The organism is Bradyrhizobium sp. Kon69 (assembly GCF_055807515.1).
The window spans coordinates 1-382 of record NZ_JBVVOS010000145.1 but is presented as its reverse complement, the minus strand read 5'-3'; the positions used below and the strand labels follow the sequence as shown (position 1 = coordinate 382).

General features: G+C 64.7%; 1 pseudogene. It reads right to left on the bottom strand.

Annotated elements, in window-relative coordinates:
- A pseudogene (locus tag AC0L3U_RS38610) lies at positions 1–382 on the bottom strand (carbamoyltransferase N-terminal domain-containing protein); the annotation flags it as partial.

Below are 382 nucleotides of genomic sequence, written 5' to 3'. Positions count from 1 at the left end.
CCGAGCGGCTGAGCACGCCGTTGGCCACGCAGTTCAAGGCCACGCCGCCGGCCAGGCACAGGTTGCGCTCGCCGGTCTGCTTGATCGCGGCGGTGGCCAGGCCCAGCACCACTTCCTCGGTGACCTTTTGAATCGAGGCGGCCAAGTCGCACTCGCGCTGCGAGATCGGGCTTTCGGGCTGACGGATCGGCCCGCCGAACAGCGCTTCGAATGCCTCGCCGACCATGCGCTCACCGCGCAGGTACTCGAAGTACTTCATGTTCAGGTGAACGAGCCGTCTTCACGGATATTGATCAGCTCGTCGCGAATCTTGTCGGCGTAGACCGGCTGGCCGTACGGCGCCAGGCCCATCAGCTTGTATTCCCCGGAGTCGACCTTGAAC